This is a genomic window from Roseivirga pacifica, from assembly GCF_900111145.1.
Taxonomy (GTDB): Bacteria; Bacteroidota; Bacteroidia; order Cytophagales; family Cyclobacteriaceae; genus Roseivirga; species Roseivirga pacifica.
In genome coordinates this window covers 97491-121906 of sequence record NZ_FOIR01000004.1, presented here as the reverse complement: position 1 = coordinate 121906, position 24416 = coordinate 97491, and the positions used below count along the sequence as shown (strand labels likewise).

24 protein-coding genes are annotated in these 24416 nt (G+C 40.6%); 11 read left to right on the top strand and 13 right to left on the bottom strand.

All coding sequences use genetic code 11. The features are described 5' to 3' along the window. Position 1: 1 nt before the first annotated feature. Positions 2–751, bottom strand: a complete 750-nt coding sequence (locus tag BMW98_RS17655; protein ID WP_090260366.1) for an FkbM family methyltransferase — start codon at positions 749–751, stop codon at positions 2–4. A gap of 190 nt (positions 752–941) precedes the next feature. Here BMW98_RS17655 and BMW98_RS17650 point away from each other — a divergent pair, with 190 nt between their 5' ends. Next, positions 942–1646, top strand: coding sequence for a class I SAM-dependent methyltransferase (locus BMW98_RS17650; protein WP_090260364.1), 705 nt, complete (start codon positions 942–944; stop codon positions 1644–1646). On the opposite strand, the gene BMW98_RS17645 is transcribed toward BMW98_RS17650, so the two are convergent. Further along, positions 1643–3289 (bottom strand): ArnT family glycosyltransferase, encoded by a 1647-nt coding sequence (locus BMW98_RS17645; RefSeq protein ID WP_090260362.1) that lies wholly within the window; start codon positions 3287–3289, stop codon positions 1643–1645. The two genes, BMW98_RS17650 and BMW98_RS17645, sit on opposite strands and share 4 nt — an antisense overlap. Before the next feature lie 84 nt (positions 3290–3373). Here BMW98_RS17645 and BMW98_RS17640 point away from each other — a divergent pair, with 84 nt between their 5' ends. Both BMW98_RS17640 and BMW98_RS17635 read left to right on the top strand, forming a co-directional pair. Then, a complete protein-coding gene (locus BMW98_RS17640) occupies positions 3374–4156 on the top strand; it encodes a glycosyltransferase family 2 protein (RefSeq protein WP_090260360.1) in 783 nt (260 codons plus the stop codon). After that, positions 4153–4719 (top strand): DUF3109 family protein, encoded by a 567-nt coding sequence (locus tag BMW98_RS17635; protein WP_090260358.1) that lies wholly within the window; start codon positions 4153–4155, stop codon positions 4717–4719. The genes BMW98_RS17640 and BMW98_RS17635 overlap by 4 nt, the downstream gene beginning before the upstream one ends. Here BMW98_RS17635 and BMW98_RS17630 read toward each other — a convergent pair. From BMW98_RS17630 to pdxA, 11 genes are all read right to left on the bottom strand, one after another. After that, positions 4716–5669, bottom strand: coding sequence for a glycosyltransferase family 2 protein (locus tag BMW98_RS17630; RefSeq protein WP_090260356.1), 954 nt, complete (start codon positions 5667–5669; stop codon positions 4716–4718). The genes BMW98_RS17635 and BMW98_RS17630 overlap by 4 nt on opposite strands. Continuing rightward, complete coding sequence (locus tag BMW98_RS17625; RefSeq protein WP_139177654.1) at positions 5666–6958, bottom strand: glycosyltransferase family 87 protein; 1293 nt, start codon at positions 6956–6958, stop codon at positions 5666–5668. The genes BMW98_RS17630 and BMW98_RS17625 overlap by 4 nt, the downstream gene beginning before the upstream one ends. Before the next feature lie 59 nt (positions 6959–7017). Then, positions 7018–8361 carry an acetyl-CoA carboxylase biotin carboxylase subunit gene (gene accC / locus BMW98_RS17620; RefSeq protein WP_090260352.1) on the bottom strand — a complete coding sequence of 448 codons (1344 nt, stop codon included), beginning with the start codon at positions 8359–8361 and terminating at the stop codon, positions 7018–7020. A 48-nt stretch (positions 8362–8409) separates the two neighbouring features. Beyond that, positions 8410–8886, bottom strand: a complete 477-nt coding sequence (accB, locus tag BMW98_RS17615; RefSeq protein ID WP_090260350.1) for an acetyl-CoA carboxylase biotin carboxyl carrier protein — start codon at positions 8884–8886, stop codon at positions 8410–8412. An 11-nt stretch (positions 8887–8897) separates the two neighbouring features. Further along, positions 8898–9464, bottom strand: a complete 567-nt coding sequence (gene efp / locus BMW98_RS17610) for an elongation factor P (RefSeq protein ID WP_090260349.1) — start codon at positions 9462–9464, stop codon at positions 8898–8900. A 22-nt stretch (positions 9465–9486) separates the two neighbouring features. Further along, positions 9487–10485 carry a beta-ketoacyl-ACP synthase III gene (locus BMW98_RS17605; RefSeq protein WP_090260347.1) on the bottom strand — a complete coding sequence of 333 codons (999 nt, stop codon included), beginning with the start codon at positions 10483–10485 and terminating at the stop codon, positions 9487–9489. Positions 10486–10661: 176 nt separating this feature from the next. Continuing rightward, the gene (gene rpmF / locus BMW98_RS17600; protein ID WP_090260345.1) at positions 10662–10853 is read right to left on the bottom strand and encodes a 50S ribosomal protein L32; all 192 of its coding nucleotides are present in this window, start codon (positions 10851–10853) and stop codon (positions 10662–10664) included. Positions 10854–10883: 30 nt separating this feature from the next. Further along, positions 10884–11426, bottom strand: a complete 543-nt coding sequence (locus tag BMW98_RS17595; RefSeq protein ID WP_090260343.1) for a YceD family protein — start codon at positions 11424–11426, stop codon at positions 10884–10886. A gap of 84 nt (positions 11427–11510) precedes the next feature. Next, the gene (locus BMW98_RS17590) at positions 11511–13160 is read right to left on the bottom strand and encodes a SulP family inorganic anion transporter (protein WP_090260341.1); all 1650 of its coding nucleotides are present in this window, start codon (positions 13158–13160) and stop codon (positions 11511–11513) included. A gap of 91 nt (positions 13161–13251) precedes the next feature. Beyond that, on the bottom strand, positions 13252–13542 hold the full coding sequence (locus tag BMW98_RS17585; protein WP_090260339.1) for a hypothetical protein: 291 nt from the start codon (positions 13540–13542) through the stop codon (positions 13252–13254). 89 nt (positions 13543–13631) lie between these two features. Next, positions 13632–14651 carry a 4-hydroxythreonine-4-phosphate dehydrogenase PdxA gene (gene pdxA / locus BMW98_RS17580; protein ID WP_090260337.1) on the bottom strand — a complete coding sequence of 340 codons (1020 nt, stop codon included), beginning with the start codon at positions 14649–14651 and terminating at the stop codon, positions 13632–13634. An 80-nt stretch (positions 14652–14731) separates the two neighbouring features. Between pdxA and rsmA the strand changes: the two genes are divergently transcribed. The 8 genes from rsmA to BMW98_RS17540 all read left to right on the top strand — a co-directional run bounded on the left by rsmA (position 14732) and on the right by BMW98_RS17540 (position 24411). Continuing rightward, entirely contained in the window at positions 14732–15517 is a 786-nt protein-coding gene (gene rsmA, locus BMW98_RS17575) for a 16S rRNA (adenine(1518)-N(6)/adenine(1519)-N(6))-dimethyltransferase RsmA (protein WP_090260335.1), read from the top strand. Next, entirely contained in the window at positions 15499–16869 is a 1371-nt protein-coding gene (gene mgtE, locus BMW98_RS17570; RefSeq protein ID WP_090260333.1) for a magnesium transporter, read from the top strand. Before rsmA ends, mgtE begins: the two co-directional genes overlap by 19 nt. Positions 16870–16872: 3 nt before the next feature. After that, complete coding sequence (locus BMW98_RS17565) at positions 16873–17820, top strand: NAD(P)-dependent oxidoreductase (protein ID WP_090260331.1); 948 nt, start codon at positions 16873–16875, stop codon at positions 17818–17820. A 128-nt stretch (positions 17821–17948) separates the two neighbouring features. Then, entirely contained in the window at positions 17949–18425 is a 477-nt protein-coding gene (gene greA / locus BMW98_RS17560) for a transcription elongation factor GreA (protein ID WP_090260330.1), read from the top strand. A gap of 2 nt (positions 18426–18427) precedes the next feature. Continuing rightward, entirely contained in the window at positions 18428–18823 is a 396-nt protein-coding gene (locus BMW98_RS17555) for an HIT family protein (protein ID WP_090260328.1), read from the top strand. Positions 18824–18913: 90 nt separating this feature from the next. After that, positions 18914–19483, top strand: a complete 570-nt coding sequence (locus BMW98_RS17550) for an RNA polymerase sigma-70 factor (protein WP_139177652.1) — start codon at positions 18914–18916, stop codon at positions 19481–19483. A 171-nt stretch (positions 19484–19654) separates the two neighbouring features. Further along, positions 19655–20773: a FecR family protein gene (locus BMW98_RS17545; RefSeq protein ID WP_090260323.1), complete on the top strand. Its 1119-nt coding sequence runs from the start codon at positions 19655–19657 to the stop codon at positions 20771–20773. A gap of 143 nt (positions 20774–20916) precedes the next feature. Continuing rightward, positions 20917–24411: a TonB-dependent receptor gene (locus BMW98_RS17540; protein ID WP_090260321.1), complete on the top strand. Its 3495-nt coding sequence runs from the start codon at positions 20917–20919 to the stop codon at positions 24409–24411. Positions 24412–24416: the final 5 nt, after the last annotated feature.

Genomic DNA, 24416 nt, shown 5'->3' with positions numbered 1-24416 from the left:
TTTATGCTGTTGGTTCAAACACGAAGTTATTACAGTAGCCTTTTTTATTCACTATTTGAAGGTTGCCATCAACCAGTTGGTCTTCTGCCGAATTGAAGGAGTCTATTGGGAGCTTTTTGCCATTTTTAAAGAAAAAGCCACGATACCCTAAACCCTGAACGTATTCAAATACATCTGTTACAGATCTACTATTTAAGTGTCGGTTTTCACATTCAAAAATGAGTTTAGGCCTGTCCTTTTTTAAAATGTTATCAGCACCTTTAAATACTTCTAGCTCATGGCCTTCCACATCCATTTTAATAAATGAAACCGGTTGTCTTCGTTCAGCAAGGAGTTCATCCAGTTGGTAAATGGGTACTTTAATAAAATGTCCTTTTCTGCCCTCTCTTTTTTCGAAAGTTGCACCGGGAGATGTTAATCCTTCTGCTTTTGGAATGAATAAATCGAGCGTGCCTTGTTGCGAAGACAAGCCTCCGTGGTAAAACTCCACGTTTTTGTAATCAAAAACATCAATCGCTTCTTTTACATAGTCGTACAATATGGGTTGTGGTTCAAAGGCAACTACTCGGCCGTTTTTACCGGTAGCCTTTTGAATCCAATAGAGGTAACCTCCCTTGTGTGTGCCAATGTCAAGTACCAATTGGCCTGGCGTAATATTATCTTCTATATACTTTAGTTCGGCTGAGTCTTCAATGTATCTATACTTATAAGCCCGGTAGAGAAACCGCAGCTTAGAAAATTTCTTAGACATAGTTAGTAGTGGTGATTTGGGTTAATAATGGTTTGGTCGAATTCTAAATATAATTGATTCTATCAACTGCATTGTGTCAATTCGGTAAAATCATGATTAATGGAATTGTGTAAGTTACTTGGTGTCTGAAATGCGATGTTTTGGAGTGGGCTTTTAGGATAGAAATAATATCTTCGTGAGATTTTGAAGTATGGAAACACTAGCAAGCATTTATACTAAGGGCACAAAAAGAAAGCTCCAGAAGTTTTTGGGTATAGAGTCGAAAGACCCTTGGATGAAATACAAGGAGATTGATTTTTTTAAAGAGTTGTTTGCTAACTGTCAGCCTAAAAAGTGCTTGGAATATGGTTGCGGAACAAGTACTCCATATTACATGAGCCATTTGCCAGAGGGTGCCGAATGGGTTTCTATAGAGCACCATAAGGGTTGGTTCGACAAAATTTCTAAGGTTATTGATAGGCCCAATTTGTCGCTACATTTTGTAGATGTTGAGCATAATGCCCCAGAAACCCCTGCAGATGATGTATATGCCGCTTTTCCGCAGCAGTTCGCCCCATTCGATTTTATTTTAATTGATGGTATAAGACGCGAAAACTGTATTGAACTAGCGCATGCTATGTTGGCCAAAAATGGTGTTGTGGTTATTCATGACAGCAATAGAAAGCAATATCACGATCATATTAAGCAGTTTAAGTACTGGTTTATTTTAGAAGATTTCAGGAAAACTGCCGGTGGCTTGGGTTTAGCTTCAAATGATGTTGACGTAACCAAGTTGGTAAAACTTGAACAGCATGCTGCGCTTTGGAAAAAGGATAGTGCAGTTTCTAACTTCTTTAAGTTTAAGTTTTTGCTTGGCAAAAAAGCTAAACCATTCAGGTTACAAACCTCTAATTAAGGTTTATATACAAGTGCGTAGGTAGCGAATTTTTCTGTGTTGCCCTTCAACGCTTGATTAACCGCCATAACATACTTGAAAAATTGTGACTCAGAGGAGAAGTTATAGATCATTCCCTCCCAAAGTAACTCATATTCAAAGTCTAAATCGGTTAAATGATCTTTTGGTAAGAAGGCAAGCGTTTCATTACTCGTAGCGTATTCATTGATCATGCTTGGAGAATAATCTCTCAAGGTATGCCTTTTGGCATAATAAGGCAGGTTTTGAATTAGCCAAGCATCGAGTAGAAGAGGTGTTATCCTGTCAATCTCCTTTTGAGTGATTATTTCACCAATAGTGTCATAAGGTCTGAATGCCTCCATTTTTGGAAGAAAAGAGCTGAATACAATCATAAAGCCGAACATGGCCCAAAAAGGAAGAATTAAGCTGAATTTGAAGCTTTCTTTCTTGATTAAGAACATTACAGTTGCAGTAATCAACAATGCAGGGATTAGCATAAATGCTAGGGAGAGATTAAGCTCTAAGATCAAGTATATAATTCCGCCAGTTAATAAAGCGGATATGAAAAAGTGAATGATCTTGATGGCCAACCTTGGTGTCTTTTCGCCAATAAACATTGGCACAATCATCAATGCTAAGGCTGGGTGCGCTTGAATGATGTATGTTGGAATTTTACCTTTTGAAACGGTGAAAATCACGAGCATTACTAATACCCATGCAATAGGGAAGAGAGCCTGTTTTGCGGACTTGCGGTAAATTGCCCAATGAACAACAGCGTAAAAAAACGTGAGTGAATAGGGTACTATTGTCCAGCTTAAAACCCCAATATAGAAGAATGGCTTCATGCCATTGGACTTCTTCTCTAGCGCTCTTCCAAAGGTTTCGGTATAGTAAATATCCCAAAAAGCTTGTCCGTCTTTTATGTACATAAAAATCACCCAACTAAGACCAATTGCGCCAACAATCAATACGCCCAGTGGAAGTTTGAGAAACACAATGTCTTTCCAAAGCTGCTTCCATTGTCCCCAGTTTTTTAGTAAAACATAAAAACCTACAATGCCCCCAATCACAATTATATAGGGGAAGCCTTTGGTTAAAACAGTGAGTCCAAGGGCGATGTAACTGAGCATTAGGTATTTGTTCGATCGGTCTTCATACCCCCTATAAAACCAATACATGGTAAGTGTAAAGAAGTAGGTGAGGGGGACTTCGGGCGAAGCGTACTGTTTTACAGCTAATAGTTGCAGGCCGAGTGCCATAATAATCATGGCATAAAACCCGCCCGATTGGCCATACATACGCTTGCCAAGCAAATAGGTAAGCCAAATAGAGCCGAGTGCCATTAGTACAATCGGTAATCTAATTCCGAATTCATTTAACCCGAAAATGGCATTACTAGCGGCTATAGCCCAGTAAGTAAGCGGGGGTTTATTGTAACGCGGTTCGTAGTTGTATTTAATGTCTATGAAATTGCCCGACTCGAACATTTCGCGAACTGCATCAGCATAAAAACTTTCGTTGGGTGTCCAAATATCATTTACGTGAAAGTTGTAGAAATAAACGAAAGCAATGAGGATAAAGAGAAAGTATGTGTTCTTTGGTTTTGAGCTGTCAGGGCTGATTACTGATAATACTTTCTCCATTATTTATGAATTTTATGGGAAGGCCTTAATTTTGCCTCTTGAGGCGCAAATTTAAAAGGAAAAGGTGGCTCAACAGTCAATTCTATGAAAAAAGCGAACCCCAAAGTATCAGCCATCATTCCAACCTTTAACGAGGAAGAGAATATTGAGCAATGTATTCAGTCGGTGCTATGGGCCGATGAAATTATCATCATCGATTCTTTCAGTACAGATGGTACACTAGACATAGCCAAAAAGTATCCAACCACAATTGTTCAGCACGAATACGTTAACTCTGCCACACAAAAGAACTGGATTATTCCTCAAGCCAAACATGAATGGATTTTTCTGTTAGATGCTGACGAGTACGCTACCGAAACATTGGTTGAGGAGGTTCAAAAGGAGCTGGAAAACCAACAAAAAGACGCTTATTGGATTAAGCGGAAGAACTTTTTTATGGGTAAAAAAGTGAATTATAGTGGTTGGCAAAACGATAAGGTGGTAAGGCTTTTTAAGCGAGATAAATGCCGATATGAGGATAAGAATGTGCACGCTGAGATAATTACTGACGGTACGGTTGGCCAGTTAAAACAGGTGATAATGCACAATACCTATAAGGGATTGAACCACTATTTGGGTAAAATTAGCTGGTACTCTACATGGAAGGCTTACGACAAAATCCATAAAGGAGCGAGTACCAACTTCTTCTTTAATATTATTGTAAAACCGTGGTACCGCTTTTTCTACCACTACATCCTACGTTTAGGTATATTGGATGGAAAAGTTGGCTTCGTAATTTCAGCATTGAACGGCTATGATGTAATGCTACGAGGGATTAAGATTTGGCGTATAACTCAAGGGGAAGTAATAAATAAGGATAAGAAATGATACTGGTAGATAACGCGGTATTGAGCGATGACATAAAAGAGAACTTCTTTGTGTGTGATCTGGATAAGTGCAAAGGTGCTTGCTGTGTAGAAGGTGACCTAGGTGCTCCGCTTGAAGAACACGAACTCAAGGAAATTGAGGCAGCATATGAAGTTGTAAAGCCGTACCTATCGCCAGAAGGAATTGCTGCGATAGAGCAAGAGGGTACTTACATCAAGGACTTTGAAGGTGATTATTCTACCACTACAATTGGTGGCAAGGAGTGTGCTTTTGCCATTTACGATGATAAGGGCATTTTGAAGTGCGGTATAGAACAGGCGTACAGAGACGGTAAAACCACTTTTAAGAAACCTATTTCTTGCGAGTTGTACCCAATTAGAATTACCAAGTATGATCATTATGAGGCGTTGAATTACGACCGTTGGGACATTTGTTCTGCGGCTTGTACGCTCGGAGAAAAACTTGGTGTACCTATTTATAAATTCTTGAAGGACGCGCTTATCCGTAAATATGGTGAAGCGTGGTATAAAGAATTGTGTGAAGAAATTGAGGGAAAGGCTTAGTCTTTCCCTTTTATTTTTCCATTCTTAATTTTTTCTTTGATTACAAACAAGGGACGCTGTTTCACTTGAAAGAATATTCTTAATACGTATTCTCCAATTAGCCCAAGTGATAATAACTGAATTCCTCCGAAAAGGACAAGTACAAATAACAAACCAGTGAAGCCTTCTGGTACGTTTCCGTAAATCAGTTTTTTTGCAATAACATAACCTAAATAAGCAAAAGAGGAAATTACCGTGAGCAATCCTAAGTTGGTTATCAGTTTGATAGGGGCTTCACTAAAATTAAATACACCATTAAAGGCTAATTGAAATAGTTTTCTTAAAGAGTATTTAGATTCTCCTGACTTTCTTTCTTCTCTGTCGTATTCTATCCCAATTTGTTTAAAGCCTAACCAACTTCTCATCCCCCTCAGAAACCTACTTTCCTCTGGCATTTCATTTAGAAGATTGGCTACTTTAGCGCTAATTAGGGAGAAGTCTCCAGTATCTAAGGGGATTTGTATATAGGAGATTTTGTCCATTAATCGATAGAAGGACTTGTACGCGAGTTTTTTCAGGAAACCCTCTTTTCTGTTCTTTCTTACTGCATAAACTACGTCATATCCGTCTTCATAGTACTGGTATAATTTATCCAGTAGCTCTGGTGGGTCTTGAAGGTCAGCATCGATTATTAAAACGGCATCAGTAGCAGAAACCTGCTGTAAACCTGCCGTTAGTGCTGTTTGGTGACCAAAGTTTCTAGAAAGAACAATGCTTTGAAAACGACTATCCTTAAGCGCCAAGTCGGCCATTAATTGTGCAGTGGCATCCCTACTTCCATCATCTACCAATATTACTTCAATGGATTTGTCAAAACTTTCCATTAAAGCAGTAAGTCGATCGATTAATTGTTGAAAAACCTCTTCTTCGTTGTAAAGCGGAATGACAATGTTGATATGTGGTGTGTTCATTGTTTATTGGTTGCTTTAGGTTGCAGCATGCTTGGTTTCACTTGAATATAAGCGATCAACAGGGCTATTGCCCCAAATGTTATGATCTTAAAATACTGGGTTTGATCATACAATGCTTTTCCAATTATGTTCGATGAGGTAAGGTTAGTAAGTATAAAGTACAGCGCTAAAGGAATTAATATAGAAGGCTTAATCTTCTTCCAAGAACCTAAGCTTTTAGACTGGGTGTAGAAATAAATACTCAAGTAGAAGATGGCTGGAAACATGTAATAGAATGAATACTTGTTTTGAGCCGGAAAGATCAGAGGAAAGGCCAAGCTGATATAACCAAACTCCCAAAATAGCTGCTTGTAGTCATCAATGGATTTGAATGGATTCCACTTAGTGAAATAAAGTGTAAATAGGATAAAAAGGCCTCGGACTACATTTGTGATTGTGCCAGCAAACTCATAAGAGAGTGACGCTAAACTTCTGTTACCAGAAATTTTTTGATCCGGCATTTCAGTAAAGTAGGCGTAAATAAAGGCTGACAAGTTGTAAATACCGGTTTTGGTTTCAAGTGTATATTCCTTGTTCATTGGGTTTATAATGCCATACCATTCTTGAATCAAAAAGTTGTTGTATTCATAGCCTACAAAAATAATTGGCAAGAAAACAAAGAATACAGTCCAAGCAATTGTATAAACTGGGGTTTTGAAGTCTTTACGGTAAACAAAATAAGCCATAAGCACTAGCGGCATTATTTTGGTAATTATGGCTAAGCTTAACATTAAACCGCCCAGTATCGGCTTGTTTTGCTTGCTAAGGTATAGTGAGTAGAAGGACAGGAATACGAGAATTATGGTAGTTTGACCTAGCTCAAAGTTCTGTCCTATTAGTCTGATACACATAATCAGAGAAATACCACATACTCCCAAAAATGCCTTTTTCGACTCGAGTAGCTTTGGGAAAAAGTTCCTGAATAGCAGAAGTGTTTTAAGCAAAAGAAAAGCATTCAGGAACAGCCAAAGGAAAATATAAAGCTGTTTTGGGAGTAGTGAGATGGGGTAAAGAGCGATTCCAAATATAGGAGCATATCGATATTGCGCATGGGGAGTAACTATGCCATCAGGTTCGGTTTCAACCATATCCTCATCAGCATAGGGATTGGTTTTGTCATCTATCATAACTCTACCAGCCGCCACATATATTCGATAATCTGCAGCTTGCTGTGTGGTAAAACCAGTGGATAGTAGGATTAAAAACAGAAAAATTAATAGGTTCTGTTTCAAGGTGAAAAGTTCCTTCATAAAAAAAGCCAGCTCATAAAAAGCTGGCAATCTATTAATTCTGTATGAAATAATACTGACTAAAGGTCAGAGAAATCAAATGTTTCTAAGTACTTGGTGGTGAAGTTTCCGGATTTGAATCCTTCATCACTCATCAATTTAATGTGGAAAGGAATCGTTGTTTTAATTCCTTCAATCACGAACTCCTCAAGGGCACGTTTCATTCTCACAATTACTTCTTCTCGAGACTGTCCGCTTACAATAAGCTTGGCAATCATTGAGTCGTAGTTTGGAGGAATGCTATAGCCAGCGTAAACATGGCTATCTACACGCACACCGTGTCCACCTGGTAGGTGAAGGTTGGTGATTTTACCTGGAGAAGGTCTGAAGCCATGGCGAGGGTCTTCTGCATTAATTCTACACTCCATAGCGTAAAGCTTAGGGTAGTAGTTCTTGCCAGAAATTGGCTCGCCAGCGGCTACTTTAATCTGCTCCTTAATCAGATCAAAGTCAGTTACTTCTTCAGTAATTGGGTGCTCAACCTGAATTCTGGTGTTCATCTCCATAAAGTAGAAGTCACCATTTTTGTCGAGTAGGAATTCTACAGTTCCTGCACCTTCGTAACCAATGGCTTCTGCAGCTTTTACCGCGGCAGCACCCATTTTGTCACGAATCTCTTGGTTGATAGCAGGAGATGGAGTCTCTTCTACCAATTTTTGGTGTCTACGCTGAATAGAGCAATCTCTTTCAGAAAGGTGACAAGCTTTTCCGTTGCTATCGCCTACAACCTGAATTTCAACGTGACGTGGCTCCTCGATGAATTTCTCTAAGTAAAGGCCATCGTTACCAAAAGCGGCAGCCGATTCCATTTTGGCATCGTCCCAAGCTTTTTTGAAACCAGAATCATCATTAACGATTCTCATACCACGGCCACCACCACCAGCAGTTGCTTTTAGTATTACCGGGTATTTCATTTCGTTGGCTAGCACTATACCTTCTTCTACGCTATCCAAAAGTCCTTCCGAACCAGGAATGGTAGGTACGCCAGCTTCTTTCATGGTGGCTTTGGCTGTTGCCTTGTCACCCATTTTGTCGATCATTCCTGGGCTGGCACCAATAAATTTAATGCCATACTCTTCACACACTCTAGAGAACTCCGCATTCTCAGAAAGGAAGCCGTAGCCTGGGTGAATGGCATCTGCATTAGTGATTTCTGCAGCAGAAATGATATGAGGTATTTTTAAATAAGACTGATTAGAAGGTGCTGGGCCAATGTTTACTGCTTCGTCAGCAAAGCGTACGTGCAAGCTGTCTTTGTCGGCAGTAGAATAAACCGCTACGGTTTTTATGCCCATTTCTTTACACGTTCTGATAACGCGCAAGGCAATCTCACCTCTGTTGGCTATTAATATCTTTTTGAACACAATGATTCAATTAAAATGAAACATTCAAGAGCAATGCAGCTCTCTTTCTTAAGATGGATCAACTAAGAACAGCGGCTGATCGTATTCAACTGGAGAGGCGTTTTCTACCAGTACTTTTACAATTTTACCAGAAACCTCAGATTCAATTTCGTTGAAAAGCTTCATTGCCTCAACAATACAAACCTTGTCGCCAGCAGAAACGCTATCGCCTACATTCACGAAAGAAGGATCTTCTGGCTTTGGAGAGCGGTAGAAAGTACCAATCATAGGTGACTTGATTTCTACATATTTCGAGCTATCGTCAGCAGGTTTTGCAGGAGCGGCCTCTGGTGCAGGGGCAGCTGGTGATGGCGTAGGAGCCGGAGCAGCAGCTGGTGCTGGAGCAGCAGCAGGCGCAGACTGAACTACTTTTGCTTCTGTTTCTCTCTTAACCTCGATTTTAAATTCTTCAGTTTCAATGTTTACTTCAGCCAAACCAGATTTGGCAATGAAGTCGATCATGTTTTTAATTTCTTTGGGATTCATTCCAGGTAAGTTTATGATTTCACACGCTCACCATATGAGTGAGTTCTCGTATCTACTTTGATTTTATCTCCTAAGTTAATGAATAATGGGACTTGAATTTCAGCTCCAGTCTCAAGTGTTGCCGGCTTAGTAGCATTTGTAGCGGTGTCGCCTTTAATGCCCGGCTCAGTATAAGTAACCTCAAGCTCTACGTATGCAGGTAGCTCGCAAGTAAGTGGTGTTTCTGTTTCGGCATGAAAGAGAATGTCAGCCTGTTGACCATCCTTAATTAGGTCGGCAGCATCAATCATTTGCTCCTCAATCATCACTTGCTCAAATGTATCGGAATTCATAAAGTGAAAACCGAAATCATCTTTGAACAAGAATTGGTGGGTTCGCTTTTCTACACGAGCCGTTTCCACCTTATGCCCAGCAGAGAAAGTATTGTCTACTACCTTGCCGGTTTTTACGTTTTTCAGTTTTGTTCTCACAAAAGCAGGGCCTTTACCCGGCTTTACGTGTTGAAATTCCGTGATCATATACAAGTCGTTGTTATAAACGATGCATAGACCATTTTTGAAATCTGCAGTACTTGCCATTTTATTTGGTTTCTATTTCAAACTATTTTGGGTCGTAAGCCCATTTGACGTATACAGAACCCCAAGTGAAACCACCACCAAAGGCGGCTAAAATTAGGTTGTCACCTTTGCGGAGTTGCGATTCGTAATCCCACAGACACAATGGAATTGTGCCGCTTGTGGTATTTCCGTATTTCTGAATGTTGAGCATTACTTTGTCGTCTCCAACATTCATTCTGCGTGCTGTTGCATCAATAATTCGCTTATTGGCTTGGTGAGGCACTAAGTATGAAATGTCTTCACCAGTCAAATTGTTTCGATCCATTATTTCTGCAGCAACATCGGCCATATTGGTTACAGCAAATTTAAATACTGCCGAACCTTCTTGGTAAACGTAATGCTCTCTATTTTTAATTGTTTCTTCAGTTGCTGGCTTGCGGCTACCACCTGCTTTCATGTGCAGGTATTGTGCACCCGAACCGTCCGATCTAAGAATGGAATCTCTAATTCCGAACTCATCTTCGGTAGGCTCTAGCAAAACAGCGCCACCACCATCGCCAAATATAATGCAGGTGGTTCTGTCTGAATAATCTATAATAGAAGACATCTTGTCTGCACCCACTACAACTACTTTTTTGTATTTACCAGTTTCAATAAACTGGCTACCTGTTGCTAATGCGTATAAAAAGCCAGAGCAAGCAGCCTGAAGGTCGTAGTTAAATGCATTTGTAGCTCCTACGGCATCGCCAATTATGTTGGCCGTTGCGGGAAACACCATGTCTGGCGTTGTAGTAGCACAAATAATAAGGTCAATGTCTTTTGGGTCGGTATTGGTCTTTTCTAGAAGGCCTTTTACTGCTTCTATACCAATTACTGAAGTTCCTTGGTTTTCACCTTTAAGGATTCTTCTTTCTTTAATACCGGTGCGAGTGGTAATCCATTCATCGGTTGTTTCAACTATGGTTTCTAACTCTTTATTGGTTAGAACGTAGTCGGGCACGTAGCCGTGCACACCGCTGATTTGCGCGCTGATTTTAGTCATTCATGTAGGGGGTTTGATCCCTCAATTTTTGAAATTGGTTGCCAATATAAGCCAACAATGCTCATTATCATAATCAACTTACAAGAAAGAGCAAGGCTGAGGACAACCCAAAGGGCTGAAAAAAGAAATGCTCCTGAACCTTGGGTCCAGGAGCAGCTAAAATATCTTAGGGAAGCTTATGCTAAAACTTCTTTCTCCATTACAACTTTACCTTTGTAGTAAAGTTTACCTTCATGCCAGAATGCTCTGTGAGGCATGTGCATTTCACCGGTAGTAGGGCAAACAACAAGTTGCTTAGCCGAAAGTTTTTTGTGAGTTCTACCTTTGTCTCTTCTAGTTCTCGAGGTTTTTCTCTTAGGATGCGCCATTTCTTCTCTATTTAAAAGCCTTAGCTCTAATTACTTTTTTAAATTCTTTAATTTTTCCCATCTAGGGTCAATTGGTTCTTCTGTTTGCGTGTCGTCTGGCTCTTCCTCTTCTTCAGATGTGTAAACTACCGTTAGCTCATATTCGTCATCTTCATCTTCTTCTTCCTGAAATTTAGGGTGAAGCTTCTTCATTGGTATCTCCAATGTGATGAATTCGAAAATAAGCGAGGCCAGATTTATAGTTTGCGTGTCTTTCACTATAACCATAACATCTTCCGATAATTCTTTATCTTCTTCTCCATACTTAAAGAGCATTTGCCTTTGGGTATGGATGGGTTGCTGGAATTCTTCAAGGCTTCTATCGCAGGTAAGGGTTACCTCACCATCTATTTCAATATCGGCCTGAATCATTCTGTCAGACTTATCTAATGAGATGTTCACCTCAAGATTTCCTTGGTTTACAATCTCATTTTCAAACAGTTCAAAGAACGAGTCCTGAATTTCGAACTGATAATCGTGCGTTCCGTTCGAAAGCTTGAAAATATGAATATCAAAGTTTCGTTCAGCCTTCACTCTATCTAGGTCAAATTTCAGGACTGCAAAGGTAGATAATTCTTGTGATTAACTAAAAAATAATTCCAAATAAAATATTGCCAATTAGTTGCTCGACAATACGTTCGGTATTTTAGTTTCCATAGCCTCGTCAGAAGGCATGTTTTTCACCACAGCATGGTCTACAACCAGCTCTCCAAGCACATCATCATAACCATTAAAATCTAGGTTTTCCATTCCGTACAGCTTCAAGTCGATGTTTTTGAATTTTGCACTTTCTTTAAAGTCTGCAATAATTTCGAGTACATCGTGCTCAATGCTCACGGTTTTAGACCCATCAATTAGGAGTTCTGTGTTTTCTGGAATACGATTTAGTTCTTTCAGAATTTGCGCTTTGTTCAAGAATGTTACTTGCTCAGAAAGCACAATTCTGAAGTGTTTGTTGCTCTGGTCGTGCGTATTCTTAAGAATGTAAGGATTCTTAAGGTTGTTGAACAGAATGAACACAATGGCTACGGCCAAACCGATACCAATACCTACTAAAAGGTCTGTAAATACAATTGCCAAAACAGTTACTACAAATGGAATGAATTGTTTCCAGCCAGTTTTGTACATCTGCTTAAATAGGGCAGGTTTAGCCAGTTTATACCCCACAACTAATAGAATAGCAGCTAAACTAGCTAGTGGAATTAGGTTCAATACATTCGGAATAAGCAGGGCCGAGAATAATATCAATAGACCATGGAACAAGGCCGACATTCTGGTTTTACCGCCAGATTGAATGTTGGCAGAGCTTCGAACAATTACTTGTGTCACTGGTAATCCACCGATTAAACCGGCTACCATGTTACCTATTCCTTGTGCTCTTAATTCTTGGCTAGGAGGTGTAACTCTTTTTTGTGGGTCAAGTTTGTCTGTTGCCTCTACACATAATAGTGTTTCAAGCGAAGCCACAATGGCCATTGTAATACCTACAACCCAAACCTGTGGGTTAGTAATTGCAGTAAAATCTGGTAAAGTAAATTGGTTGGCAAAGCCTGCTAGGCTATCTGCCACAGGGATGCTAACCATATGGTCGGCAGTAATGGCCATGTCCGAACCTTGGAAAACCATGCCTAAAACAATTCCTGTAACCACAACCACCAATGGGCCTTGAACAATTTGGAAGACTTTGATCTTCTTCATGAACTTTTGTTCCCATATAATAAGTATAGCCAATGAAAGCGTTGCAATGGTAATAGCGCCCGGGCTTATAAAATTGAGCATGTTTAATAGCTCAGAAAAAGTGTTTTCTCCATCTGCCTGAATAAACCCAAGGTCACCCTCAGGGTCAGCATCATAGCCAAAAGCGTGTGGTATTTGCTTAAGGAAAATGATGATACCAATGGCGGCTAGCATACCTTTAATAACAGAACTAGGGAAGTAGTAGCCAATAATTCCGGCCCTAAGTATACCAAGTACTACTTGAATAACACCGGCAATTACTACCGCCATTAGGAAGATGTCGAATGAGCCAAGGTCTTGAATAGCGGCAAGTACAATTACAGCTAAACCAGCGGCAGGGCCACTTACGCCAAGTTGGGAGCCACTAAATGAGGTTACAACAATGCCGCCCACCATACCGGCAATAATTCCGGAAAATAATGGTGCGCCAGAGGCAAGGGCGATACCTAAACATAGGGGTACCGCTACTAAAAATACTACTAAACCAGCAGGTAAATCGTCTTTTAATGACGAGAATAGATTGTTTTTCATTTTGATCAATAAAATCGGTTGAAATTCAGATTAATTAGTCACTGGCCGCTTAGGCCAGGTATTTTAGGTGTACAGTAAATGTGATGATGTACTACGCCCGGGGAGGTGGGCTAATTATCTGAAGGTGGATGAGGTATCCGATTTGATCTTCGTCTTTTGATTCTTTGAGTAGGCTAGTTGTGAAAATGGAAGCGTTTCCATGATTCAGGTAGGCGTCATCAAGTTCACTATCTAATTCGTTGGTGTCGCCTTCGGTATCGCCTTCCTCGTTTTCAATCTCTAGTTTGCACGACACAATTTCCTCCGCAACATTAGGAAGCAAATTGGCTACAGTGGTGCCCAAGAGCGTGAAAACAACAAAAATGGCTAATACTTTTTTCAAACTAGTTATTTCGCTTTAGTAACGGTTGCCTATACCAAAAGTTCGGTTGTTTAGACGAAAAGCTAAAAATAGCGGACTTATGGCAGATTTCAATCGTTTCTTTTACGGCAAATGTCAATTGCCATGTAAATAGCCGAACGCATGCTTTGTTCGTTAGCCAAACCTCTACCCGCAATATTATAAGCGGTACCGTGGTCTGGTGAGGTGCGCACCACCTTTAGTCCGGCAGTAAAGTTAACACCATCTTCGAAAGCAAGGGTCTTAAATGGAATTAATCCTTGATCGTGGTACATGGCCAAAATACCATCAAAGTTGGCTTGGTTATGATTACCGAAGAATCCATCAGAAGGATATGGCCCAAAAACGAATTCGCCTTTTTCTTTAAAATCGTTAATGGCTGGTGTAATAATCTCTTGCTCTTCTTTGCCCAAAAGACCTTCTTCTCCCGCATGTGGATTTAGCCCGAGTACTGCTACTTTTGGTCTTTGAATGCCAAAATCCTTTTTTAAAGAGTTGAGCATTAGCTGTACTTTCTTTTGAATAAGCGGCTTGGTTAGGTGCTCTTTAATACTCATTAGTGGAATATGGCCGGTAGCTACACCTATTTTTAATTTATCGCTGCAAAGGAACATTAAGCTAGACTCAGCATCGAATGTTTGGGTGAAGAATTCGGTGTGTCCAGGAAACTGGAATTCATCACTTTGAATGTTATTCTTATTAATAGGTGCAGTAACAACAGCATCAATCTTATTAGCCTTCATGTCGGCAACGGCTGCTTGCAATGCGGCTAATGCACACTTTCCGCCAGTTTGGTTGTCTTCTCCTGGGGTTACTTCAAAGTTTTCATCCCAGCAGTTAACCACGTTAAGCTTGCCTTTTCTAAAAGGTTCGTTCTGCTGAAGTTGGTGAAAGCTAAAACGCTGTATTTCGAGCAGTTTTTTGTAGTGTGAAAGTACCTTTCCGTGCCCGTAAACCACTAAGGTTGCAAATGAGAGCATTTTTTGTTCACTCACCGCTTTAATAATCACCTCTGGGCCAATACCATTAATATCACCAATGGTTATGCCAATAGTAGGTGTATAAAGCATTTCTTCCTGTCTTTCACTCATGTCTCGAATATTTCAGTTGGTTACTAAGCCAGCTTCTTCCATTTTTGCGCAAATTAGTATTTTTTCCATAAGTTGAAGGCATGACCTACGTTCGTCCAAAAAAGCATCTCGGCCAACATTTCCTCACTGATCAGACAATTGCTCAACGCATTGCCGATGGCTTAACTGGTTTTCGGAACTATGAAAAAGTGCTCGAAATTGGCCCAGGTACAGGTGTTTTAACAAACTACCTTGTAGGTAAGCCCTACGAAACGTGGTTGATAGATGTTGATAAAGAATCTATCGATTATTTGAATAATACCTATGCGCAGTTAAGCGAGCGTACCATTTTTGGCGATTTTCTTAAAATGGATCTGTCGGAAGAGTTGGGAAACAACTATGCCGTAATTGGTAACTTTCCATACAACATTTCATCCCAGATTTTTTTTAAAATTTTGGATAACAAAAACCAAGTGCCTGAGGTGGTTTGCATGATTCAGAAAGAAGTAGCCGAACGTATAGCTTCTCCTCCAGGTTCTAAGCAGTATGGTATTCTTAGTGTGCTGCTTCAGGCCTATTACGATATTAAATACTTATTTACCGTTAAACCTGGAGTGTTTAACCCGCCTCCCAAAGTAAACTCCGGAGTTATTCGTTTTCAGAGGAATAACGTGGTACAACTCGACTGTGACGAAGCGCTTTTTAAACGCGTAGTAAAAGCGGGTTTTCAAATGCGGAGGAAAACATTGCGCAATGCATTAAAACCAATAAATTTGCCCTCGTCTCTAACATCGGATCCAATCTTCGATCAACGGGCCGAAACGCTCACAGTACAACAATTTATTGACCTTACTAAGCGCATAGAATCGTGTCAGACGAGAGAGTAACATTTGAGCTTTCCAAGGAATACCTTGAGTTGGTAGAGCAAGCCATTGCCCGAGAGGATGCCTCGTTTATTCGCGAGACAATGGATGGGGTGAACCCGGCCGATATCTCTCAGCTGCTAGACGAGGTGGATGGGGAAAGGGCCAAATATGTGCTCGATGTACTGAACAATGAAATTGGTGCCGAAGTAATTGAAGAGCTTGAAGAAGATACCCGTAGGGATTTTCTAGAAGAGTTTGAACCGCACGAAATTGCCGAGTATTTGGTGGAAATGGAGTCGGATGATGCAGTGGATATCATCAACGACTTACCCGTTAAAACCCGTGAGCAAGTAATCGCCTCGATAAATGATCCGGAAACGGCCGCACACGTGCAAGAATTGATGCGCTACGATGAGGATTGTGCCGGTGGTCTGATGGCCAAGGAGATGATCGTGGCCAACATTAATTGGAATGTTAAAGAGACCATTGAGGAAATTCGCAGGCAGGTAGAAAATGTAGAGCGAATCTATTCCGTTTACGTGGTTGACGATAATTATAAGCTTAAGGGAAGGGTTTCTATTAAGAAGATCATTCTTTCGGGCGACCGCGTTAAAATCCAAAGCATTTATGATGAAGACATTATTCATGTAGAAACTTACATGGATGAGGAAGAAGTAGCCGATATAATGCAGAAGTACGACCTTGATGCAGTGCCGGTATTGAACCTGCAAGGTAAGCTGGTTGGTCGTATTACTATCGATGATATAATAGATGTAATTACCGACCAGGCAGAAGAAGACAGACAGTTGATGTCGGGTATTTCGTCTGATGTGGAGGAAGATGATACCATTTGGGCGATTTCCAAAGCGCGTTTGCCTTGGTTAATTATAGGTATGGTGGGCAGTACACTAGGTGCGCTTACCATGGGAGCTTTTGAGCAAGAACTTGACAAGTATGTTACGCTGGTTTTCTTTATTCCTATGCTTATGGCTACGGGCGGAAATGTGGGGATTCAGTCTTCAACGCTAATTATTCAAAGTTTGGCCAATCGGTCTAATTTCGAAGAAAGCTTGACCAAAAGGCTTATTAAAATGCTTTTTACTGCTGTTTTAACCGGTTTGGTTTTGGCAGTAATCGCCTTTATTATCGTAGTGGTTTGGAAAGGAGCCGACCAAATGCAGTTTGGCTTTGTGGTAGGTACTGCCATAATTGGTGTTACCCTGCTGGCCTCAATAATGGGAACCATTACACCGCTAATTCTAGACAAACTCGATGTTAATCCGGCTATTGCTTCGGGGCCATTTATTACAACTACAAATGATATTCTGGGTATAGTAGTATACCTTGCCATTGCGAATCTTTTATTACCCTAAACAATGAAGAAGTGTTTGATAGCAGACGAAATGCATGTAAGCATTTTGCCACTGCTAAAGCAGATTGGTTTGGAACCGGACTATAAGCCGGAACTAAAGAGAGAGGAACTCCTGAAAATTATAGGGGACTATGAAGTGTTGCTTATTCGTAGCAAAACAGAAATTGATAAGGAGTTTGTAGATCATGCCAAAAAGCTTGAGGTGATCGGTCGGGCTGGCGCAGGCCTGGACAAGATTGATGTGGCTTATGTGGAGCAACACAACATAGAAATTGTGAATGCACCAGAGGGCAACCGCGATGCCTTGGCTGAACACGGGGTAGGTATGTTGCTCAATATGCTGAACAATATTAATAAAGCAGATGCTGAAGTCCGCAATTGGATTTGGGACCGAGAGGGCAACCGTGGTGTTGAACTGAGCGACAAAACCGTTGGTATTATTGGCTACGGCTACATGGGGCAGGCTTTTGTACAACGCTTGCGCGCTTTCGATTGTCGAATTTTGGTTTTTGATAAATACAAAAAGGGGTTTGGAACCAAAAAGGTAGAAGAGGTTGGCTTGGAGAAGCTGTTCGCTAAAACCGATATTTTGAGTTTGCACGTGCCACTAACCGAAGAAACCCGCTCTTGGATCAATAAGGATTTTATAGAGAAGTTTAAGAAAGACATCTTTATTCTGAATACAGCACGAGGGGAGATTTTGCCAATTACTGACCTACTTGCATTGCTCGATAGTGGTAAAGTGCGAGGTGCAGCGCTCGATGTTTTGGAAAAAGAGAAGTTTGATGATTTGAGTGCGCAACAAAAGCAAAATTTCCAAAACCTTTTTGAGCAAAAAAACGTGGTATTATCTCCACATGTGGCCGGCTGGACCTTCGCTTCGTACAAAAGAATTAACGAGGTGCTGGTAAGCAAAATTGCCGCCCACTACCGCATCGACTGGAACGTGTAAGTTTCCGTTTTTGCTAAAAAATGCCTAATTTTGGCTTTTAATCGCCCAACAAAAGGCGATTTTCTTTGTTTAAACGGTTTCGGCAGAGACCGTTGTTTATTTTTAAGAACACAATAAATATGTGAGATATGGCAGGAGTAAGTTATTATTCTGAAGAAGGGCTACAGAAGCTTAAGGATGAGCTTCAAGAGTTGAAGACAAAAGGCCGTGCGGACATGGCCAAACAAATAGCCGAAGCCCGCGATAAAGGTGACTTGAGTGAAAATGCAGAGTATGACGCAGCAAAAGATGCTCAAGGCCTAATGGAGATGAGGATTGCCGAGTTGGAGACAATTGTAGGAAATGCCCGAGTTAGAAAAGAAGAAGATGTAGACCTTTCTAAAGTGTCTATTCTTTCAACCGTTAAAATCAAGAACATGAAAAACGGTATGGAAGTAAAATATACTTTGGTGTCTGAAAAAGAGGCTGACCTAAAAACAGGCAAGATCTCTTACGAGTCGCCAATTGGTAAAGGCTTATTGAATAAAAAGGTTGGTGAGATTGCTGAGGTAATTGCTCCGGCTGGCAAAATGGAATTCGAAGTACTAGATATTACATTAGAGTAAAAATGGCGAGTATCTTCACCAAGATCATTAACAGAGAGATTCCTGGCTACATAGTAGCCGAAAACGATGATGCCATTGCTTTTTTGGACATCAATCCATTGAATGAGGGCCACACCCTAGTGGTACCTAAAAAAGAAGTGGATAAACTCTTTGATTTGGATGAAGAAACTTACCTAAAACTTCAGGCTTTTGCCTATAAAGTATCCCAAGCAATAGCCGCTGCCATTCCTTGCCTGAGGGTAGGAGTGGCAGTGGTTGGCTTGGAAGTGCCACATGCACACATTCACCTTATACCGCTCCATGGTATGCACGACATCGACTTTGGTAGGCCAAAACTCAGGCTAACAGGCGCTGAGTTTGAAGCTATTGCTGAGAAGATTTCCTCTGAAATGGCTTAGCCATTCAAGACCTGAATAAATAATTCAATCTTAATACGCTATTGGCGTCTTTTTTAGCACCATGTTTTACTTTCGGGCAAAACATTCTTGGTGAATCAAGGGCAAACTAAATCTGTATCGGACCAGGAGTTAATCGATTTAATTCGATCTGGAAATAGAATGGCCTTTAACTTATTGTACGATAAGTTTTGGGAAGAACTCTTCTATTATGCATTCAATGTTTTGAATGACAGGTCTTTGGCGGAAGATGTACTGCATGATGTATTTACCAATCTGTGGGTTAAGCGTGAATCTCTAGAAATCTCTAGTCTTAAGAGTTATCTGCTTGTTGCGGTTAGAAATAAAAGTATTTCTCAACTTTCTAAAGTGACCTTCACAGCTATAGACGAAGTTATAATTGACGGTCTTTCCAGTGCTCCCGATGGAGAAAATCAGCTCAATGAAGAAGATTTAAGAGCAGTTATAGAAAGTGCAGCAGCTTCTTTACCTGAACGCTGCAAAGAAATTTTTCTCATGAGCAGGTTCAAAGAATTGAGCAACTCTGAAATAGCTGAGTATTACAATATTTCCGTTCGCACCGTTGAAAATCAAATATCTCTAGCCCTAAAACATATTAGAAAATCGGTTCGGGATGTGGGGTTTATCGTGCTTTTTCTATAGCCGTTAATATTGACAGTCATCTCTCGGTATTTCACTCTGAGTTAATATTTAAAGCTCTAAGTGATCGATTCATATCCTGAAAGTTACCCCAATATTAATAAGTAAAAACCTTCAAAATATCTATGTGAGTTCTTGTCGCTAGCTCTGTCCTTATTCTGAAAAGCAGAAGAAATGACCAAGCGGCAACTTTTAGAACTGGTAGAAAAGTATGATAACGGCAAGTGCTCTCCGCAAGAGGAGGCACAGCTAATTGCATACTGTGAGAGGGCACAAGTTAAGCAGACACTTAAGATCAATTCCACTTTAGGTGAATCAGAGAAAAACAAGCTAAGAGTTAGCCTCTTAAAGCGAATTGATAAATCTATAGACAAAGTTGAGTCGGAAAATAGATTTGGTTGGCCAAAGTGGAGGTACGCTGCAGCGGTATTTCTGGTATTTGCTACGGCAGTCTTTTTAGTTAGGCAGTATTCGCAATCCAAATTGGTTGATTTCTCCAATCAAATTACCCTTGAAATGGGGGAAGGGAACTTCATTGTTTTGGGCAACTCAGACGAAAAGCAACTTGTTGAAGTCAACGGAGTGCAGATTGCTTACGCTGAGGATGGGGTACTCGTTTATGAAAGCAATAGTCTGCAGGCCCAAACACATCAATTAAAGGTCCCTTACGGAAAAACATTTCAGGTAAAATTATCAGAGGGTACCCAGGTTCAACTTAATGCGGGAACATCTTTTAGCTATCAAACTAGCTATTTACCTAGCCAGAACCGATCAGTATCCGTCAACGGAGAAGCATTTTTAGAGGTAAGCAAGAATCCTGATCAACCCTTTGTAGTTCAGGCAAATGATTTCAAAATAAGAGTACTGGGTACGGCTTTCAATATCAATACTTATGAGGAAAATGAGATTGACGAGGTTGTTCTGGTTGAAGGAGAAGTTGGCCTGTATACAGAGACTAGTTTTTCCCGTGACAACAGCACCATTCTAAAGCCTGGATTCAAAGCCACTTTCAATAAAGATAGCCTACTCTTTTCTACCGAACCTACGGTAACCGCTCCTTACACCGCTTGGACGAATGGTGAATTGATCATCAGAAACATGGCATTTAGTGGCTTGCTCAAGATTCTTGAGCGAAGGTTCAATGTGAAAATTGACAACAATGCTGAGTTAAACGGAGAGCTTATTAGTGCCAATTTCGGGCAGAACCCATCTCTAGAGCAAGTGATGAACGATTTAGCCGTGCTCTATGAAATATCATTCGAAATCAACGAAAACCAAATAACGATCCAATAACCAAAATGAAATATGCCTATGTAAAATCAGGAGGACCATCAGACAGCATATCCCTAAAAAACAAATCGGAAAATGTGGGGACATCTTCCGACTCAAGGATGTGAAGAAATTTCTTTCAACCACCAATTACGAATTATAAAACTATGAAAAAAATCAAAGCACATTGTAAGGTCAGGCCAAAATTCACTTCAAGCCTACTTTTACAAATACTAGTTATGTTAATGTTTTTTGGCTTTTCTAAGGCAAATGCATTAAACATTACTTGGCAAGGCGCCAAGGTAACCTTGCACTTGGAGAGCATTCGGGTAAATAAACTCCTAGATATTCTCGAGGACTCAACAGATTATAGGTTTATCTATAAAGTGAGCGATGTAGACCTTGATAGAGAGGTGTCGGTAAATGCTCAGGATGAGCCTATAGAAAATGTATTAAAGGAGATATTCAAAGGTACCAATACAGTTTTTCGAATTGTTGAAAACAGGGTGTACCTGGCTCAATCGAAAAAACCAAATGATCAATCTTTGAACAAAGCACTAGCTATTGTTATAAGTGGCAAGGTTAGGGATACAGAAAATGTCCCTCTTCCAGGGGCGTCAGTTCTTCAGAAGGGAACAACTAATGGAGTGATTACTGATGCTGAAGGTAACTATCAGCTGACAGTACCAGTAGATTCGTTTACAGTTAGGGTTTCGTTTGTAGGCTATACCACTTTAGAGAGAACTATTACAGCATCATCTAGTAGACTAGATTTTGTTTTAAACGAAGAGAGTCTAGGCTTAGAAGATGTGGTGGTGATAGGTTACGGAACGAACTCTAAAGAAAAAATAACTGGTGCTGTTTCTAGTGTAGATGCAAGTGTTATTGAGCAATATACTAGCACAAGTGTTGATCAAGCGATTGTAGGTCGTGTTGCAGGTGTAGATATATTAACTAATGCTAGAAACCCAGGCGATGGTAACACTATAACCATTAGAGGGGCAGGTTCTATCACAAGAGAAACCAACCCACTAGTGGTTGTCGATGGTTTTCCCTTAGCGGAAGGCAGCTCATTGAATATTATTAATACTAATGATATTGAGCGAGTTGATGTGCTAAAGGATGCTGCATCTACAGCTATTTACGGTTCTCGCGCAGCCAATGGGCTTATTATGATTACCACTAAAAAAGGTAAGAAAAGAGGCCCGACCATTAACTTCAGTACAGTTTTCGGTATGCAAGAGCGTTCTGGTTCTTATGATTTGCTGAATGCTTATGATGCAGCAAAGTTTTTTGCCGATGGCCGTAACAATGCTTATCTAAAAAACCACCCGGATGCTGACGTTAACGATACAGAAGCCGAGCGTTTAGCTAAGGGAGCCAATGTAAGAGAGCTTCTCTTAGATTATACTTTGCCATACCTGAATGGCGAGCAAGGACTTACCGATTTCGATTGGGAAGATGCAGTTTACAGAACTGGTAATATTCAGAACCATTACTTAAACATTTCAGGAGCTAATGATGGCACGGATTACTCAGTTTCCTTAGGCTACAGCGATGAGGAGGGTATAGTAATTACTGCAGATCAGAAGCGATATACGCTTAACCTTAAAACCAATACAGACATTAGTGATCAAGTGAGATTTGGGGTGAACGTAAATGGCATGTATGCAGAAAGAGGGCTTACCAACGGAAGTAACAACTATCGTTTTCCGATAGACCCTGCGGGCAGAGCCATGGTTTATATGTTCCCATTCTTTTCGGCTTACGATGCTGAAAACGGAGCGGCTCATGGTTATAGTGTAGAAGAGCAAATACTGGCCAACCGTCCTTACAATGCCAATATGCAGGAGAACCCTGTGGCTATGGCAGAGCTCTCTAAATATAAGCGAGAAGAGTTCAATACTTTTGGAAATGCCTATGTAGAGTTTGAGCCTATCAACAACCTAAAGTTGAAGTCGTCTTTGGGGTATCTTTATAATAACAAGTTTACAGATCAATTTGCGCCAATGCTTACAGGTTCTTACCGTAGGCTAATCAGCGAGAGAGACACCCGCCAAGGCTCTGAATCTAGAAACGACAGGTTAGATGTACTTTGGGAGAATACCTTAGACTATAAGTTCGATGTTAAGGAGCATTCATTTAACGTCCTTCTTGGACAGAGTTACCAAAGCAGCGCATACAAATCCTTGAGCGTAACAGGTGCGGATTACCCGAACGATATCATTCAAAATATTGATGGTTCAACGGTGCAGACTGCTGATGCTTCAAGAAGCAAGTGGGTGCAAATCTCTTATTTCTCAAGGTTGCTCTATAACTTTAGAAACACTTACTTCTTAACAGGTTCTATTAGAACGGACGGTTCTTCTCGCTTTGGAGAGGATAACCGTTTTGGAACCTTTGGATCATTCTCTGCTGGTTGGGTGTTCACCAACGAGAGTTTCTTCCCTCAAAACGACATTGTCACGTTTGGTAAGTTACGCTATAGCTGGGGTACCACAGGTAATAACCAGATCGGGAATTACGCTCAGTACGCGTCAATCGGAACTGGTCGCGATTATCCTTACGATGGAACACTTCACCCAGGGGCGGGGCCGTCTAGTGCGCCATCACCTGGGCTTACATGGGAAACCAATACTTCTCACAATTTTGGAGCAGACTTAAGCATATATGATGTGCTTGATGTTGAAGTAAACTATTACATCGCCAACATTAGCAATCTTTTGCTAGATAGACCTGTGCCTACACATACAGGCTTTAGTAGCTCACTTCAAAATGTTGGTGAGATGGAAAACAAAGGTTGGGAGTTCGTTCTAAATACAGCTGGCCTTAAAGTTGGAGATCTGATGATTGGTTTGAATGCTAACCTTTCAACCAACCAGAATGAAATTATTTCGTTGGGTGGTGCCGAAGAACTGTATGAAGGTGGAAGCCAAAGATTTATTACGCAAGTAGGAGGTTCTTTAGCCAACCTTTACGGGTATAAAATTATTGGCCTTTTAAAATCACAAGAAGAGGTAGACGAATATTTATCTAGAAAGTCTACTACACTTTCTGCCGAAGTAGGAGACTACATTTTCCAAGATACCGATGGCAATGATGTGATCAACGCTGATGATAGAGTCTCCCTAGGCGATTATAATGCTGAAGTAAGCTATGGCTTCGGTTTAGACCTCGCCTACAAAGGTTTTGACTTTAACATGACCTTTAACGGAACGCTAGGTAGAGTAGCTTTCGATGAAATGACTTCTCGCTACTTAGAGTATGGAGAGGCATTCTCAAACACAAACTACCATTATTTCAACAATTACTGGGATCCGGTTACCAATCCTGATGGTTTCTTGGCAGCACCAGATGCGTACGGAAATACTGAAACAAGGCAGGCTAGCCGTAACCCAACAAACTACAATGTGCTAGATGCAGATTATTTCAGAATTAGAGGGCTGCAGGTTGGTTACACTTTCCCAGTCAACCTATTAGACAGAGTTGGACTGAAACAAGCCAGAATCTATTTCTCAGTAAATAACCTGCACACTTGGACAGACTATAGAGGAATGAACCCAGATGGCGGAGATAATGGAAACCCATTGAACAGAGGCCATATTCACGGAACTACTTCCGTACCGCGCATTTATTCTACCGGAATTAACCTCACATTCTAACAGAA